The following is a 16,231-nucleotide window of genomic DNA, read 5'->3' on the forward strand; positions in this document are numbered from 1 at the left end:
TTTAGTAAGTGTTTAGTACTTGCTTAGCCGGCTACCTGCCGGCCGTACATCCCAGCCGGCTATGATCCCTTTTCCTCCCTATTGTAAGCTTTTCAAAAATTTATTTTGCAGTTTCCGTTCTTTGCCTACCTTTGCATTAACCAAATGGTTAAACTTTATAGTTTATGTCGCAGGAAAAGAGTACGGAAGAACAGATCATTGCAGCAGCTAAGAAAATTTTTTTACAGAAAGGACTGGCAGGCGCCCGAATGCAGGATATAGCAGATGAAGCCGGTATCAATAAGGCATTACTTCATTACTACTACCGCAGTAAAGACAAGTTATTTGACATCGTGTTCGATGAAGCCTTCGATAAGGTCATCTCCCGGCTGTCCACAATCATCAGCACCAACATGTCACTGCCGGATAGGATCCGCAGCATTGTTCGCGGCTATATCGAGGGGCTTGCTGAAAATCCCCATCTTCCGCTATTCATTTTGAATGAACTGCAACAGGACCCGGAACTGCTGATCCGGAAGTTTAAGGCAAAGCCCAACTTCCCGAACCTGCAGCTCTTCCTGATGGAAATTGCCAGGGCAGGAGAGCAGGGCACTATCCGGAAAATCAGTCCCATACAATTAATGATCAACATCTTGTCGCTCTGCGTGTTTCCCTTTGCCGCCCGGCCCCTGCTGAAAGGTGTGGTAGGTATGGATGATGTGCAGTTTCGCCTGCTGACAGAAGAAAGAAAAGAGCTGGTAGCCGACTTTATCTTAAAGGCTATTGAGCCGTAAATTTTTTTGCTTTTGCATTAACCAATTAGTTAAATAAATCAGTTAAACATGAAGCGTTTAGTTTGGGTTCTGCTCTTATGTTCCGGTCAGTTGTACGCCCAGGACAGTACCCTGCTCACCCTTGACCAGGTGCAGCAGCTGGCGTGCAACAACTACCCGCTGTTAAGACAAAAACCGGTACTCGACAGCATTTTGCGCCTGCAGGTAAAAAATACCAACAGCGCCTTCCTGCCCCAGGCAGAGCTGAACGGGCAGGCCACCTACCAGAGCGCTGTTACCGAAATTCCCTTCAAGGTGCCAGGGGTGAACATCCCGGAATTTTCCAAAGACCAGTACAGGGCCACCATCGATGTGAAACAACTATTGTACGATGGCGGGGCCACCCGTGAACAGCGCCAGCTGCAGGCCGTACAACAGCAAACAGAGCAACAACGTATTGAAGTGGAACTGTACAAGGTGAAACGGCAGGTTACCCAAACCTATTTCAACGCACTGCTGGCAGAAGAGTATATTAAAGCGGCCCGTCTTAACCAGGATGACATCCGCCAGCGGATAGAACGCCTTTCCGCCGGTGTACAGCATGGTACCGTACTGCCCTCCAATGTAAACATCCTGAAAGCTGAGCTGCTGCGCACCGAACAACAGGAGCTCTCCGCCGCCGCCTCCCGCGATGGACAGCTGGCCGTATTGCAGCTGCTGACCGGTTACCAGGCCCCCGGACCTGTAAAGCTGGCTATCCCTTCCATCAACGCCGTACCCGAAACAGATACGCTGCTGAGGCCTGAACTGCAGCTGTACCGCCTGCAGGTCTCCGCCCTGGACCACCAGGCAAAACTAACGGCTACCCGCCCCATGCCGCGTGTAAGCGCCTTTGTACAGGGCGGCTACGGAAGGCCGGGCCTCAATATGCTCAATAATGATTTCGCCGGCTTCTATATGACGGGTATCCGCCTCAACTGGACCCTCTGGAACTGGCGCTACCATCGCAAAGAACAGGATATCCTGCGCCTGCAGCAAAAGAATATTGATCACCAGTCAGCCGCCTTTACGCTCAATACCCGTACCCAGCTGGCGCAGCAACGTACTGATATCAGGCGCCTGCTGCAAACACTGGAGAAAGATGATGAGATCCTGGACCTGCGAACCAGCGTCAAAGAGTCCAGCGCCGTGCAGCTCGATAACGGTGTTATTACCGTGCACGATTATATCACCGATCTCAATGCCGTTATGCAGGCCCGTATAGATCAAAGCACCCACCAGGTGCAGCTGGCACTCGCCCGTATCAATTATCAGCTTATTCAAGGATATTAACACATGCTACACATACAAAAAAACAGCACTACTATGCGCAGCGCATTCACCGCTATCATACTGGCAGCCCTGTTGCCGTCCTGCCGCTCTTATGATGATCATGCAGACGCCTACGGGAATTTCGAGGCAGTAGAAACCGTTGTATCAGCAGAAGGCACCGGTAAACTGCTTTCATTCATGGTGGAAGAAGGTATGACTTTACCTGCAGACACAATTGTGGGCTGGATTGATTCCACCCAGCTGCACCTCAAAAGATCTCAGCTGAAAGCCAACATAAAAGCGGTACTAAGCAAGATACCGGAGAAAGATCCGCAGCTGGAAGTGATCCGTGAACAGATCGCCGTGCAAAAACGTGAACGGCAGCGTTTCGAGAACCTGGTAAAGGCCAATGCGGCCACCCCCAAACAACTGGATGATATCAACTACCAGATCGGCATCCTGGAAAAACAGTACCGCTCCCTGGCATCTACGCTCAATACGCAGGTCAGCGGCTACAGCAGCGAAACGCGCCCCCTGGAAGAGCAGGTTTTGCAGGTAAATGACCAGTTGCGCCAGTCACGCGTTACCAACCCCGTAAACGGCACCGTATTGATCAAATACGTGGAAAAGGGAGAGGTGGTGAACTATGGCAAACCGCTGTATAAAATAGCAGACCTGTCTGCGCTTAATCTGCGCGCCTACATCGGTGAAGAGCAACTGGGACAGGTGAAGGTAGGGCAGCAGGTAACCGTGCTCACAGACCTGCCTGGCGGTAAATACCGCGAATGGACCGGTACGGTTACCTGGGTATCTGCTGAAGCAGAATTCACACCTAAAGTGATCCAGACCAAAGAAGAACGTACCAACCTGGTGTACGCAATAAAAGTAAGGGTAAAGAACGATGGCAGCCTCAAGATCGGGATGCCCGCAGAACTGAAACTCGCAAAACAATAACTGATGCAGACACCCATTGTTGTACAGGATGTGCATAAAAGCTTCGGCGCGGTAAAGGCCCTGCATAATATATCCTTCACCGTTCAGGAAGGTGAATTGTTTGGCCTCATTGGTCCCGATGGCGCTGGTAAATCCACCCTGTTCCGCATCCTCACCACTTTATTGCTGGCAGATAAGGGACAGGCTACGGTTAACGGATTAGATGTTGTAAAAGACTATAAGGCCATCCGCAAAATAGCGGGCTACATGCCGGGACGCTTTTCTCTCTACCAGGATCTTACCGTAGAAGAGAACCTTCATTTCTTTGCCACTATCTTCAACACCACCGTTGAAGCAAATTATGATTTGATAGAAGAGATCTACGTACAGATAGCGCCCTTTAAGAAACGTCCTGCTGGTAAGCTGTCTGGCGGCATGAAGCAAAAGCTGGCCCTCTGCTGTGCACTGGTACATAAACCGGCTGTGCTTTTTCTCGACGAGCCTACCACCGGTGTAGACCCTGTATCCCGCAAGGAGTTCTGGGACATGCTGCAGCGGCTTAAACAGAAAGGCATCGCCATACTGGTATCTACACCTTATATGGATGAAGCCATGCTTTGCGACCGCGTAGCCCTGATACAGAACGGTCAGCTGCTGAACATTGATACGCCGCAGCATATCATAGCGCAGTTCAGCAAACCAATGTGGGCGGTAAGGGCCAAGCATATGTACCGGCTGATACAAGACCTGCGGGCATTCCCGGGTACAGACAGCTGCTATGCTTTTGGCGAATACCTCCATCTTACCCTGAAAGACGGCACAGCGGGCGTAGATGCGCTGCAGGCGTACCTTGACACCAAACACCATGAAGCGTTCACCATGTTTTCCATACAGGCGGGCATAGAAGATTGCTTCATGGAACTGATGAACACAGAAAATGTATAGCACATGGATCCGATCATTACCAACGGCCTTACGAAAAGATTCGGCAGCTTTATCGCTACCAACGCCATCACCTTTGAAGTGAAGAAAGGCGAGATCTTTGGCTTCCTGGGCGCCAATGGTGCAGGAAAGACCACCGCCATGCGCATGCTTTGCGGACTTCTGCGCCCCAGCAGCGGAACAGCAAAAGTAGCCGGTTATGACGTATACACACAGTCAGAGAAGATTAAGCAGAACATCGGTTACATGAGCCAGAAATTCTCCCTGTATGAAGATCTGAAAGTGAAAGAGAACATCCGTTTTTATGGCGGCATCTATGGTTTAAGTGATAAAGCAATAAAGGAAAAAACCACCCAGCTGCTGAAGAAACTGCAGATGGAGGCAGAGGCGGATCAGCTGGTGAGCGCCCTGCCCCTCGGCTGGAAGCAGAAACTGTCTTTCTCTATCGCCATCCTGCACGATCCTTCCATCGTATTCCTGGACGAGCCTACCGGCGGCGTGGACCCGCTTACCCGGCGCCAGTTCTGGGACCTGATCTACGAAGCGGCCAGCCGCGGTGTAACCGTATTCGTTACTACACACTATATGGACGAGGCAGAATACTGCGACCGGGTCTCTATTATGGTGGATGGCCGTATCCGCGCGCTGGACACGCCCCGCCGCCTGAGAGAACAGTTCAGCGCTGCATCCATGGACGATGTGTTCCTGCAACTCGCCCGCGAAAAAGCAAAAAGCTAACTGCTAATCGCTAACAGCCAAAAGCTCACCCAACATGCGTCAATTTATCGTATTTGCCAGAAAAGAATTTTACCACATCTTCCGCGACAGGCGCACCCTGCTGATCCTGTTCGGTATGCCCATTGTGCAGATCATCCTTTTTGGCTTTGCCATTACCAACGAAATAAAGAATGCGGACATAGCCGTGCTCGATCAGTCAAAGGATTATTACAGCAGCCGCCTGGTGCAAAAGCTGACTGCCGGCGGCTATTTCCGTATAGACCGTAACCTGCGTGATCAGTCTTCCATCACGGCGGCTTTCCGCGAAGGACGTATCAAAATGGCAGTAGTAATAGCGCCTGAATTCAGTCAGTCATTCCACCATCATAACAAGGGCCGGGTACAGCTCCTGGCAGATGCGGGTGATCCCAATACCGCCACTACGCTGATCAACTACGCCACTGCCATCATTGGCAATTTTCAGCAGGAACTGAACGGCGAGCTGGAGCTGCCGCTTACCATCGATACCACTGTTACCATGGAGTACAACCCCGCGCTGAAAAGTGTGTTCCTTTTTGTACCGGGTGTGATGACCCTCATCCTGCTGCTGGTATCCGCTATGATGACCTCCATTACCATTGCCCGTGAAAAGGAGCTGGGCACTATGGAAATACTGCTGGTATCGCCGCTGCCTCCTGCCCTGATCATAGTAGGTAAAGTGGTGCCGTATATCGTACTGTCATTCATCAACGCGCTGATCATTCTGACCATGGGTGTATTTATCTTCGGTATGCCCATTAAAGGAAGCCTGGTATTGCTGCTGGCAGAATGTGTGCTGTTTGTGCTTACATCGCTTTCTCTGGGTATTTTGATCTCGTCGGTCACCGATAAGCAGCAAACGGCCATGATGGCCTCCATGATGGGATTGCTGATGCCCACTGCCTTACTCTCCGGGTTTATATTTCCCATTGAAAGCATGCCCCTGCCATTGCAATGGCTGTCTAATATCATGCCTGCAAAATGGTTCATCATCATCCTGAAAGATATCATGCTGAAAGGTTCGGGCCTGCAGTATGTATGGCCGCAAACACTGGTGCTGGTGGGTATGACGCTGTTCTTTGTAATAATGAGCATACGAAACTTTAAAATCCGTTTAAGCTGATGCGTACCATCCGATTTATATTGCAGAAAGAATTCCTGCAGATCTTCAGGAATAAGGCGATGGTAAGGATCATCTTTATCATTCCCATTGTACAGCTGCTGGTATTGTCTTATGCCGCTAACTACGAAGTGAAGAACATGGCCATAGACGTAGTGGATTACGACCTTTCTCCCTGGTCGCAACGGCTGGTGCACAAACTCACTTCCAGCGGTTATTTCAGACTGCAGCGGCATACCTTCAATATTAAGGAGGCATATGAAGACCTGCAGCGCGATAAGGCCGATGTTGTGCTTGTTGTGCCCCGGCACTTTGAACGCGACCTGGTAAAGGAAGATAAAGCGCCCCTGCAGCTGCTGGTGAACGCGATCAACGGCACCAAGGCTGGCCTGGCCAATGCCTATGCAGGTAGCATTATCAGGGATTTTAACAAGAACATACGTACAGAATGGCTGGCAATGGACGAGCGCAATGCTCCTCCCGTGATAGAGGTTACTTATTCCAACTGGTTCAACACCCGCCTGGATTATAAGGTCTATATGGTGCCCGGCATACTGGTGGTATTGATTACCATGATCGGCTCCTTCCTGTCAGGCATGAATATCGTGAAAGAGAAAGAGATCGGCACAATAGAACAGTTGAATGTAACGCCTATACGCAAGTATCACTTTATCCTGGGTAAGCTGATCCCTTTCTGGATCATCGCCTTGTTTGAACTGGCTTTCGGCCTGCTGGTAGGCAAACTGGTATTCAGCCTCCCTATGGCGGGCAGCATATGGCTTATCTTCCTGTTTGCCGCCGTATACCTTTGGGTAATGCTGGGTATGGGACTGCTCATCTCTACTTTTACAGAAACGCAGCAGCAGGCCATGTTCATTGCCTGGTTCTTTGTGCTCATATTCATGCTGATGAGTGGCCTTTTTACACCTGTAGAAAGCATGCCCGGATGGGCGCAGGTATTGACATGGTTCAATCCTATTGCCTGGTTTGTGAAAGTGATACGCATGGTGCTGCTCAAAGGCAGCGGCTTGGCTAACATACAGACCTACCTGCTGATCATGCTGGCGTACGCGCTGGTGATGAATGGAATAGCGATCTGGAACTATCGTAAAACAACATAATTAACCGCATTACAGTGTAATACAGTTGTAGGTTTAAGCACGGCCGGGATATTCATGTTCCGGCCTTTCTTTTAACCTAGCTTCCTGATCAGCTTTCCCAATGTCTTGATCCCTTCTTCCACCTGTTTGTTCCAGGGGTTCCCGAAACTGATGCGTAAACAGTTACGGTAGCGGTCCTGCAGGGAGAACATGCGCCCAGGTGCAAACGTGATCCGTTGTTTCAGCGCCAGCTCATACAGCTCGTAGGTGTTGATGCTTTCATTCAGGGCCAGCCACAGTACAAAACCGCCGGTAGGCCGTGTTACCAGGGTATCTTCCGGGAAGTAATCAGCAATGGCCTGTAAATAGCGGAGGCTCTGGGTATGCAGCTGTTTGCGCATACCGCGCAGGTGATGTTCATAGCGGTCGTTCTCCAGGAAATGCGCAATAGCGGCATGGGGTAGGGAAGGGCAGGCAATAGAGTGGTTGCGTTTCAGGCGCAGCACTTTGTCCTTATACTTGCCGGGCAGTGTCCAGCCCACACGGTAGCCCGGCGCCAGGGCTTTGGAGAAAGAGTTGCAGGTAAGTACAATGCCGCTTTCATCAAAAGTTTTGCAAAGGCTGGGCCGTTCCCTGCCAAAGTAAATATCACCATAGATATCGTCTTCTATCAGCGGGATATCGTACTTCTCCAGTATGCGTACCAGTTCACGTTTATGGGTGTCGGGCATACAGGAGCCCAGCGGATTATTGAAATTGGTCACAAACAGGCAGGCCTTGATATTAAAGCGGGGAATAGCCTTATCCAGGTAGTCCAGGTCAACGCCGGTAACCGGGTTGGTGGGCACTTCCAGTACTTTCAATCCCAGGCTGGCGGCCAGCTGCAGCGAACCGTAGTAAGCGGGGCTTTCCAGTGCAATGGTGTCTCCCGGCTGGGTCACGGCGCAAAGGCTCAGGGTAAGGGCATCGGTACAACCGCTGGTGGTCACCACATCGTCTTCACTGATCACGCCGCCCCACTGTATGCTCATGCGGGCTATCTGCCTTCTCAGGTTCACATTACCCTGTGTGGATTCATAGCCAATCCCGCCATCGGGCGATTTACGGATGGCCTGCACCATGGATTTGGCTATTTTGGCGGCCGGCAGCATACTGTCTGCAGCCACTGCCAGCGAGAATTTCAGGAGATTCTCCGCCGTGTTATTGTGGTACACCCGGGAGATCATTTCATTGACCGTTACTTCCGACGCCTTCTTTACCGGCTCACAGGTTTTGGGGATATCCCGCAGCTTACGCGGACTGAACCGTACATAGTAGCCTGATTTTGGCCGGGGCTCTATCAGTCCTTTTGCTTCCAGGTGATAATAGGCCTGGAAGGCCGTGCTCAGGCTTACGCCCTGCTCTTTGCTGATAGAGCGTACGGAGGGCAGTTTGTCCCCGATCTTCAGCACTTCTTTTTCTATCAGCTGCTCAATACGGTCTGCTATCTGCAGGTATAAATGCTCGGCGGTCTTTAACATGGCAAAAAATCTGATCTGGTCAAAATTAATAAAACTGTATCTGTTTTGCCTAACGAAAAACAACTTATTTTGCAGCCATTAAACTCCTTCCGCCAATATGTTCTATACATCTTTATCTGAACGTTTGCAGCACCAGCATTTTGCCCTGGCCCAGATCATCGCTCCCCTGGCTGAAGAACAGCTGATGGGCGAACTGGAGCCGGGGAAATGGTCTGTGCATGAGAATATGGCTCACCTGGTAAGCTACCAGCCCCAGTTCCTGAGCCGCCTGCACCGCATACTGGACAGCCAGGATCCTTTTTTTGACCGCTATATAGGGGATGATGATCCAACTTTCCTCTACTGGCGCAGGCAATCTTCAGGAACCCTCTTAAAGGAGCTGGAAGCAGATCGCCAGCAGATCATTCAACTGCTGGAAAGCCTCAGCAATGAACAGTTGCTGCGCACGGGCACTCACGCCAGCTATGGCAAACTGAATATTACAGAATGGACGGAATTCTTCCTGCTGCATGAAGCGCACCACCTGCTTACTATTTTTAAGCTGGTGCATAAAGCCAGGCAGTCCATGGTCCATGGTCGATAGTCCATAGCATGGAACGCAACACCGGTGGAGCTGCTCATGCTCATTGTTACCATCAAGGGATGGAACCGCATGGTAGTGTCTACCCGTAAACTGCCTGCAGTGCGTAACTACTAACTTATCTACTCCTGGATTTATTTTGCGCAACAGAAAAGTTGCACTAATTTGAGCAACTTATTAGTTGCGCAAATGGATGAACTCTTTAAAGGTCTTGCTGATCCGGTACGCAGGCAGATACTGGAGCTGTTGCTGCAACAGCCGCTGAATGTGAACCAGATCAATGAGCATTTCGGGGATATTACCCGCCAGGCAGTGTCCAAACATATTAACATGCTGGAAGACTGCGGCTGGATACGGATCTACCAGGCCGGGCGTGAACGCTACGGCTACCTCAACAAAACCGCCTTTTATCAGCTCAGAGACTGGCTGCAGCCTTACATGGCAGGCAACCGCCGCTCGCTCAATAACGATCACGGCGTATTCCTCGAGCGTACCGGCTATAAAAAAGGCACGCCGCTGACATACCCCGTGATGCTGCAGGCCATGCTGAGCAAAGACAAAGATTTTGACGGCCTCTTCTTCAACGCGGTAAAGACCACCGGTATCTTTTGCAAGCCATCTTGTTCCGCGAACCCCCGTCCCGACAACGTTATTTTTTATGCCACCCGCGATGAGGCCCTGAAGAACGGGTTCAGGGCCTGTAAACGATGTAAACCATGATCACCGTACCAGTTAAATATCCTGACCAGTTCTCCTTTGCAGAATGCCTGGTGTTCCTGAGCCGTTCAGACCGCGAATGTTTGCACTTTGTAAAGGATGGCTGCCTGCAGCGCATGATCATTCAAGACGGCGCGCCGTTGCTGCTGAAAGTACGTGAAGCCGCCAGTAAGAAAGCACTCGAAGTAACGGTCACCAATACCTGGGGCATTACTGTTAATGAAGAGGCCATCCGCAACTTCCTTACTCACTGGCTGCACCTGGATGCGGACCTGCAGCCGTTCTACCAATTTGCTGCACAGGACGAAATACTGGCGCCGCTGGTACAACGTTACAAGGGCCTGCGCCTCATCGGCATCCCTGATCTGTTCGAATCCATTACCTGGACCATCACCGGGCAGCAGATCAGTTTGCCTTTTGCTTATACCCTTCGCCGCCGTTTGGTTGAACGTTTTGGCTATCACGAAGTGATCAACGGAGAAGATCATTATTTATACCCACATCCCGCCGTTATTGCAGGCCTGCAGCCGGAAGATCTTACCAGCATGCAGTTCTCACGCAGCAAGGCGCAGTATATCATCGGGATTGCAGCCGCTATGGCCGATGGCCGCTTAAGCAACGCACAGCTGCAGCAGATGGAATATGAAGCCGCCAGGCAATACCTGCTGCAGTGGAAAGGGGTCGGTAACTGGTCTGCCAATTACGTGCTCATGAAATACTGCCGCTTCCCCGAGGCCCTGCCACTGGAAGATGCAGGTCTGCACAACGCTTTGCGCAGGCAGTTGCAGCTAACGGCCAAACCTGTACTGGCAGCAGTAAAAGCCTATACAGAACATTGGAAACACCACGCGGCATATGCCACGTTCTATTTATGGAGAAGCTTAAGTTAATTACCATGGATACTTGTCATCACATCTTCCAGTCGCCCATCGGGCCTTTGGGCATTGCAGGCAATGATCAGTATATCAGTCATATCCTGTTCGAACCGCCTGTGATAGAAAATACAGATCAGTTGCCGGATGTTTTCCGGCGTTGCCTGGAAGAACTGGAAGCCTATTTTGCAGGCAGCCGCCAGGGCTTTGGTTTTCCCATGCAGCAAAGCGGCACCGATTTTCAGCAATCTGTGTGGCAACAATTGTTGACCATTCCCTATGGTACCACCATTTCCTATATGCAGCTGGCCAGGCAGATCAATAACCCTAAAAGTATTCGCGCAGTAGGCAGCGCCAATGGCAGCAATCATTTGCCGATTGTGGTACCCTGCCACCGCGTTATTGGCAGTAATGGCGCGCTCACCGGCTTTGGTGGCGGCATCTGGCGTAAGAAGTGGTTGCTGGAACATGAGTGGAAACATAAATACGGTACCCAGCAACTATTCTAGGAAACAATTTGTCTGTATTACTCCATCCACTAAAACCAAACTTTTCCAGTTAACAGCCGGCAGCTGTTCGCCAATCTGATCTGGTCAATTTTTATAAAACTGCATCTGTTTTAGATTGTTTTTTTGTGTGAATTTTGCTCTCTCTACCGATATGATCTAAACGTTAGAAAAATGAATGCCCGCCTGGAACAAGACCTTACACAGCTCAACGATCTGCTGGCAGCAGCGCAGCAATTCAGTGCCGACCTGCTGTCCCGTGTGGATGAACTGCCCGCCAGCATAGCCATGCCCGAACAGGCGGAAGCGTTGCTGCCACAGGATGGCGCCGGCGCCATCGCTACCCTGAACAGGTTCAGGGAGCAGTACGGCCCTTACCTGGCAGCAGGCGCGGGTCCCCGCTACTGGGGCTTTGTTACCGGCGGTGTTACACCGGCGGCCCTGGCAGGCGACTGGCTCGCTTCGGCAATAGATATGAATGCGGCTGATAAAGGCGGTGCGGCTTTTAATATTGAAATAGAAGCGCTGCAACTGGCACGCCAGTTGTTTGGTTTACCCGATACTTTTGCCGGCAGCTTTGTAAGTGGCGCTACCATGTCAAACTTTACAGGCCTTGCAGTAGCCCGCCAGTGGCTGGGACGGCAGCAGGGCAAAGATATTGGTCAGCAAGGGCTGGGCGTCTTGCATGATGTACGCGTGCTTTCCTGCGTACCTCATTCAAGTGTGCCTAAATGCCTCTCTATGCTGGGTATCGGCAGGGATGCACTGGTGAAGATACCAGCGCTGCCCCTGCGCGAATCAGTGAACATTGCCGCGCTGGAGTCCTGGCTCGAAACACATAAAGATCAGCCGGTCATTTATGTAGCCAGCGCGGGAACTGTCAACACCACTGACTTTGACGATATCGCCGCCCTGGCCGCCTTAAAAGAACGCTATAATTTCTGGCTGCATATAGATGCTGCCTTCGGCGGATTTGCCGCCTGCAGCCCTAAATATGCACATCTGCTGAAAGGATGGGAGGCGGCAGACAGCATCACCATCGATGCACATAAATGGATGAACGTGCCTTACGATGCAGCGATGATCTTTTGCAGGTATCCTGATCTGCAGGCAGAAACTTTCAAGAATGTTGGCGCCGCTTACCTGGGCGATCCCGCAAAAGATTTCAACTTCATCCATCATGTTCCGGAGAATTCGCGCCGCCTGCGCGCCCTACCGGCCTGGTATTCGCTGCTGGCATATGGCAGGCAGGGGTATAAGGAGATGGTGGAAGATAATATACGGCAGGCAAAACTGCTGGGATCATTGATCGATGATAGTCCGCATTTCATGCTCCTGTCGCCGGTAAACCTTTGCGTGGCCTGCTTTACGCTCAACCTTCAGCAGGAAGAGCTGGCCGCCGCCACCGCCCGTTTCCTGGAGGTGATGGCAACACGTGGCATCGCCTTTATGACGCCGACCGTTTACAAGGATATGCCCGCCATCCGCGCCGCCATAGTGAACTGGCGCACTACAGAAGACGATGTCAGGAAAACCTGGCAGGAAATGGAAGATGTTGTTATCAGTAACCGGTTTTTAGTCGCTGACAGCTAAAAGCTAAAAGCTCTGACTATGTTGCAATCCACTCATACAACAAAGGCTTATATCGCTTTAGGCATTGTAAGTATTTTCTGGGGTACCACTTACCTGGCCGCCCGTATAGGCGTACAGCATATGCATGGCCTGATGCTCTCCGGGGTTAGACAGGCAGTAGCCGGTGTGCTGCTAGTAGGCTTCTTTTTACTCAAAGGTTATAAGCTGCCCGGTAAGGAGATCCTGTCACGCCTCTTTATTATCGGTACCATGATGCTGGTAGGCGCTAATGGTATGCTTACCTGGGCGCTTAAATATATCCCCTCCGGACTGGGGGCCATTATTGCCGCCACGGTGCCTATCTGGATGACGATCTTCGGCTTCTTCCTGGTACAACAGAAGAACCGCATATCTCCCTTGCTTATAGCGGGGATGGTGATCGGTTTCATCGGGGTGATAGGTATCTTTTCAGACTACCTGGGAGATCTTACCAATCCTGATTTCCGCTTCGGTATCATGCTGGTGCTGATCAGTTGTTTGTCCTGGTCTATGGGCTCTGTGCTCACCGCCAAATGGGCGCTGGAAGTGAACTATCTCTATGGCGCAGGTTTCGAAATGCTGTTCAGTGGTATTGTGATGCTGGGCATCACCCTGATCACGGGCGATTTCTTCCAGGCACAGTTCACGGCCGAAGCCTGGGGCAGCCTGCTCTACCTGATCTTCTTCGGCTCCATATTAGGGTATTCCGCCTATGTCTATACGTTGAACAACCTGCCGCCTTCGCTGGCTTCCGTATACGCATATATCAATCCCATTGTAGCGGTGCTGCTGGGTTGGCTGGTACTGGACGAACAACTGAACTGGACCACGGCCATGTCCTGCCTGGTTACGCTTACCGGTGTATACATGGTCAATACCGCTGTAAATAAAAACAAAGAAACGTATGAGCTTAGCTGAGTATACCGCCGCACAGGAAACTGCAAAAGGCCTGGAACAGGTGATCGCGGTAGTGATACCGCAATTGCAGCAGTTCACCCAGGCAGAAGCGGCGGCCAGGCCTGCCCCCGGTAAATGGAGTAAAAAGGAGATCATCGGTCATTTGATAGATTCTGCTCTGAATAATCATCAGCGCTTTGTACGCGCACAGCAGGGGCCCATTGAAATGCCCGGCTATGATCAGAACTTCTGGGTGGAAGCCCAGGGTTACCAGGATGCCGACTGGGAAACGCTGGTCCTGGTATGGGCCACTATCAATGGCAACCTGGCGCGTGTAATGCAGCTCATCCCGGCTGAAGCTTTACAACAAACCTGCAGAATAGGGAACCATGAGCCGGTAACATTGGAGTTCCTGGTAACAGACTACCTGGATCACTTCAAACATCACCTGCGTCAGCTGCAGGTGAGCTTTTAAACTGAACGATTTAGATAGAAGTATAGAACAGATGCCCACCGGTTTTTACCGGATAGGGCATCTTTATTTTTACACAACATTAAAGAGATACCCTAAATTTATACCATGACTGTAAAAGAAGCTACCCTTGCTGATGCCGCCGCCGTAGCGGGGCTCTTTGATGCCTACCGCATCTACTATGAACAATCCTCCGATCCGGCCGGCGCCGAAGCATTCATTGCCGACCGCCTGCGCAACCGCGAAAGTGTGATCTACCTGGCGCAGGACCAGGGCCGTCCCATCGGCTTCACACAACTCTATCCCTTCTTTACCTCCGTAGGCATGAAAAGGGCCTGGGTACTGAATGATCTGTATGTAAGCGAGGAGTATCGCAACCGCGGTGTTGGCAGGGCTTTAATTGCCGCTGCACAGGATTTCGCCAGGTCTACTTCCGCTAAATGGATCATGCTGCAGACCTATACCAGCAACGTGAACGCTCAGGCGCTGTACGAAAAGCTGGGCTTTGAAAAGGACACAGGTTCCTATTACTATTATCTCAGCCTTTGATATCTTTAGCGCATGGAAACGATGCACAACAACCCATGGAAAATACTTTCCAGCCAGGTACAGTACGACAATAACTGGATCCGCCTCACAGAACACCAGGTATTGAACCCCGCCGGAGGCCCCGGCATTTACGGTGTAGTACATTTCAAGAACCTGGCTATCGGCGTAGTGGCCCTTGATGAGGAACAGCATATTTACCTGGTGGGGCAGTACCGTTTCCCCCTGGAACAGTTCTCCTGGGAGATCCCCGAAGGCGGCGGCCCCCTGGCAGAAGACCCGCTCCTTTCCGCCAAACGCGAATTGCTGGAAGAAACCGGGCTCGTAGCCAGCCAGTGGGAGCTGATCGTTCACATGCATCTCTCCAATTCCGTGTCTGATGAAAAAGGTATCGTCTACCTGGCGCGTGGCCTGGAACAGCGCAGCGCCCAGCCCGAAGAAACAGAAGAGCTGACCACCCAACGCATCCCCTTTGAACAGGCCTACCAGATGGTAAAAACTCACCAGATCACCGATTCGCTATCCATCGCCGCCATCCAGAAGATCAAACTCATGATGCTGGAAGGAGCGTTGTAGCGGGGAGTCCATAACCGATAGTCCATAGTGCATAGCACCTCCTGTCAGGCAGGCAGCTGCCTCCCTGTAACCTGCCATGGACTATGGACTATCGGCCATGGACTAATTTTTCCTAACTTGCACCCAATGGATCAACGCAAAAACACTTCATACCGTGGGGGCGCGCCCCGCAGACAAGGTGCGCCCAGGCCCAAAGCTTCTTCCATGGTAATAGGACGGCAGCCGGTGGTGGAGGCGATACAGGCAGGCAAAACTATTGAACGCATCTTTATGCTGCGTAATGCCACCGGCGACATCATCCCGCAGATCAGGCAACTGGCTGCAGAGTATAACATTCCCATCAACCTGGTGCCGGTAGAAAAGCTGAACAGTCTTACCCAGGCCAATCACCAGGGATGTATAGCGATAACAGGACAGGTTACCTACCTCGACCTGCAGGATGTCATCTCTCACACAACAGACCAGGGCCTTACGCCCCTGTTCCTGATACTGGACGGTATTACAGATGTACGTAACATAGGCGCCATTGCCCGCAGCGCGGTATGCTGTGGTGCGCAGGCCATCATTATTCCGGACAAAGGCATCGCCTCCCTCAACGAGGAAGCCATTAAATCTTCTGCCGGCGCATTGGAAAAGATATCCGTCTGCAGGGTAAACAGCCTCCTCAAAGCCATTGATACCTTGCACCTCAACGGTATCAAGGTAATGGCCAGTGAAATGGAGGCAACGGAGAAACTCTACGACTGTGATCTGAAAGAGCCGGTAGCGGTGATCATGGGCTCGGAAGACAAAGGCGTGTATCCTGCCCTGTTAAAGGCAGCGGATACCCTTTTCCGTATTCCCATGAGCAACAACTTCGAATCTTTCAACGTTTCTGTTGCCGCCGGCATCATCCTGTATGAAGCAATGAAACAAAGGGAGATAGGTTAGCCGATGGCCGATGGTCCATAGTCCATAGCACGTTCCGCCAGGAGTGCGTCTATGCTTTGTGGCCTGCCATGGACTATGGACCATCGACCA

At 51.3% G+C, this 16,231-nt stretch carries 18 protein-coding genes; 17 read left to right on the forward strand and 1 reads right to left on the reverse strand.

What is annotated here, in order from left to right:
• The first annotated feature begins 164 nt into the window (after positions 1 to 164).
• Genes Q0577_RS17720 through Q0577_RS17750 form a run of 7 tightly spaced genes read left to right on the forward strand, consistent with a single transcriptional unit; the run spans position 165 to position 6,935 of the window.
• Positions 165 to 773 carry a TetR/AcrR family transcriptional regulator gene (locus tag Q0577_RS17720; RefSeq protein ID WP_298738532.1) on the forward strand — a complete coding sequence of 203 codons (609 nt, stop codon included), beginning with the start codon at positions 165 to 167 and terminating at the stop codon, positions 771 to 773.
• Between the two features lie 48 nt (positions 774 to 821).
• Entirely contained in the window at positions 822 to 2,084 is a 1,263-nt protein-coding gene (locus tag Q0577_RS17725) for a TolC family protein (RefSeq protein WP_298738534.1), read from the forward strand.
• A gap of 3 nt (positions 2,085 to 2,087) precedes the next feature.
• Positions 2,088 to 3,017 (forward strand): HlyD family efflux transporter periplasmic adaptor subunit, encoded by a 930-nt coding sequence (locus tag Q0577_RS17730; protein ID WP_298738536.1) that lies wholly within the window; start codon positions 2,088 to 2,090, stop codon positions 3,015 to 3,017.
• A 3-nt stretch (positions 3,018 to 3,020) separates the two neighbouring features.
• Positions 3,021 to 3,941, forward strand: a complete 921-nt coding sequence (locus Q0577_RS17735) for an ABC transporter ATP-binding protein (RefSeq protein WP_298738538.1) — start codon at positions 3,021 to 3,023, stop codon at positions 3,939 to 3,941.
• 3 nt (positions 3,942 to 3,944) lie between these two features.
• Positions 3,945 to 4,676 (forward strand): ABC transporter ATP-binding protein, encoded by a 732-nt coding sequence (locus Q0577_RS17740; protein ID WP_298738541.1) that lies wholly within the window; start codon positions 3,945 to 3,947, stop codon positions 4,674 to 4,676.
• A 34-nt stretch (positions 4,677 to 4,710) separates the two neighbouring features.
• On the forward strand, positions 4,711 to 5,817 hold the full coding sequence (locus Q0577_RS17745) for an ABC transporter permease (RefSeq protein ID WP_298738543.1): 1,107 nt from the start codon (positions 4,711 to 4,713) through the stop codon (positions 5,815 to 5,817).
• Positions 5,817 to 6,935 carry an ABC transporter permease gene (locus Q0577_RS17750; protein ID WP_298738546.1) on the forward strand — a complete coding sequence of 373 codons (1,119 nt, stop codon included), beginning with the start codon at positions 5,817 to 5,819 and terminating at the stop codon, positions 6,933 to 6,935. The genes Q0577_RS17745 and Q0577_RS17750 overlap by 1 nt, the downstream gene beginning before the upstream one ends.
• Positions 6,936 to 7,006: 71 nt before the next feature.
• On the opposite strand, the gene Q0577_RS17755 is transcribed toward Q0577_RS17750, so the two are convergent.
• Complete coding sequence (locus Q0577_RS17755) at positions 7,007 to 8,434, reverse strand: PLP-dependent aminotransferase family protein (RefSeq protein WP_298738549.1); 1,428 nt, start codon at positions 8,432 to 8,434, stop codon at positions 7,007 to 7,009.
• Between the two features lie 97 nt (positions 8,435 to 8,531).
• Here Q0577_RS17755 and Q0577_RS17760 point away from each other — a divergent pair, with 97 nt between their 5' ends.
• The 10 genes from Q0577_RS17760 (at position 8,532) to rlmB (ending at position 16,141) form a co-directional block, all read left to right on the forward strand.
• A complete protein-coding gene (locus tag Q0577_RS17760; protein WP_298738552.1) occupies positions 8,532 to 9,017 on the forward strand; it encodes a DinB family protein in 486 nt (161 codons plus the stop codon).
• Positions 9,018 to 9,179: 162 nt separating this feature from the next.
• A complete protein-coding gene (locus Q0577_RS17765; RefSeq protein ID WP_298738555.1) occupies positions 9,180 to 9,734 on the forward strand; it encodes a metalloregulator ArsR/SmtB family transcription factor in 555 nt (184 codons plus the stop codon).
• A complete protein-coding gene (locus Q0577_RS17770) occupies positions 9,731 to 10,621 on the forward strand; it encodes a DNA glycosylase (RefSeq protein ID WP_298738558.1) in 891 nt (296 codons plus the stop codon). The genes Q0577_RS17765 and Q0577_RS17770 overlap by 4 nt, the downstream gene beginning before the upstream one ends.
• 5 nt (positions 10,622 to 10,626) lie before the next feature.
• Entirely contained in the window at positions 10,627 to 11,112 is a 486-nt protein-coding gene (locus tag Q0577_RS17775) for a methylated-DNA--[protein]-cysteine S-methyltransferase (protein WP_298738560.1), read from the forward strand.
• A gap of 171 nt (positions 11,113 to 11,283) precedes the next feature.
• Complete coding sequence (locus Q0577_RS17780) at positions 11,284 to 12,702, forward strand: pyridoxal-dependent decarboxylase (RefSeq protein WP_298738563.1); 1,419 nt, start codon at positions 11,284 to 11,286, stop codon at positions 12,700 to 12,702.
• 18 nt (positions 12,703 to 12,720) lie between these two features.
• Positions 12,721 to 13,638, forward strand: a complete 918-nt coding sequence (locus Q0577_RS17785) for an EamA family transporter (RefSeq protein ID WP_298738565.1) — start codon at positions 12,721 to 12,723, stop codon at positions 13,636 to 13,638.
• The gene (locus tag Q0577_RS17790; RefSeq protein WP_298738567.1) at positions 13,625 to 14,092 is read left to right on the forward strand and encodes a DinB family protein; all 468 of its coding nucleotides are present in this window, start codon (positions 13,625 to 13,627) and stop codon (positions 14,090 to 14,092) included. Before Q0577_RS17785 ends, Q0577_RS17790 begins: the two co-directional genes overlap by 14 nt.
• A gap of 105 nt (positions 14,093 to 14,197) precedes the next feature.
• Entirely contained in the window at positions 14,198 to 14,638 is a 441-nt protein-coding gene (locus Q0577_RS17795) for a GNAT family N-acetyltransferase (protein WP_298738570.1), read from the forward strand.
• Positions 14,639 to 14,650: 12 nt separating this feature from the next.
• Positions 14,651 to 15,211 carry an NUDIX hydrolase gene (locus Q0577_RS17800; protein ID WP_298738572.1) on the forward strand — a complete coding sequence of 187 codons (561 nt, stop codon included), beginning with the start codon at positions 14,651 to 14,653 and terminating at the stop codon, positions 15,209 to 15,211.
• 126 nt (positions 15,212 to 15,337) lie between these two features.
• The gene (gene rlmB, locus Q0577_RS17805; RefSeq protein WP_298738574.1) at positions 15,338 to 16,141 is read left to right on the forward strand and encodes a 23S rRNA (guanosine(2251)-2'-O)-methyltransferase RlmB; all 804 of its coding nucleotides are present in this window, start codon (positions 15,338 to 15,340) and stop codon (positions 16,139 to 16,141) included.
• Positions 16,142 to 16,231 lie beyond the last annotated feature (90 nt).

It is taken from the genome of uncultured Chitinophaga sp., assembly GCF_937898475.1.
In the GTDB taxonomy this organism is placed as follows: domain Bacteria; phylum Bacteroidota; class Bacteroidia; order Chitinophagales; family Chitinophagaceae; genus Chitinophaga.